The sequence below is a fragment of the Mariniradius sediminis genome, from assembly GCF_021491425.1.
Lineage (GTDB): Bacteria > Bacteroidota > Bacteroidia > Cytophagales > Cyclobacteriaceae > Mariniradius > Mariniradius saccharolyticus.
The window spans coordinates 1-563 of the sequence record NZ_JAKEVZ010000051.1 but is presented as its reverse complement, the minus strand read 5'-3'; the positions used below and the strand labels follow the sequence as shown (position 1 = coordinate 563).

General features: G+C 61.3%; 1 protein-coding gene. It reads left to right on the top strand.

Features of this window, described 5'->3' with window-relative positions; all coding sequences use genetic code 11:
* On the top strand, positions 1-563 hold a 563-nt coding region (locus tag L0U89_RS20230; protein ID WP_234863187.1), incomplete at both ends, for a transposase.

Here is a 563-nt window from a genome sequence, read left to right as displayed (position 1 = left end):
CTGAGCAACCATACGCATTACAGCCCCACGGACCCCGATGCCAGGATCAGCACCAAGCCGGGGAAGGCCCGTCAGCTGAACTACTGCGGACAGGTGGCGGTCGACGATGCCCACCACGTCATCACCGGGGCCTGTGCAAGCACGGCGGGAAGCAGGGACAGCGAAAACCTGCCAGAGATCCTGGACCAGACATTGGACAACCTCGAAGGATTGGGTATGGGAATCGACCAGGTCACCGCGGATGCGGGCTATAGCAGCGGCAAGGCACTCCGGTACTGCGAGGAACGGGGCATAGACGCCTACATCCCCAACTTCGGGCAGTACAAGCCCGAGCGGGAGGGCTTCAGCTACCATGCCGACAGCGACGAATACCGCTGCGAGAAACCCGGCGGCAAAGGCGCAGTCCTGACCTTCAAGGGCATCAAGACCGACAGCAAGGGCTACGACAAAAAGAGCTACAGGAGTTCGGAGACGGTCTGCGGGAGCTGCCCGCTACGGGAGAAGTGCTGCGGCAAGGCGACCAGGTTCAAGAAACTGGAGGAGAGCATCGACAAGCCCTACTA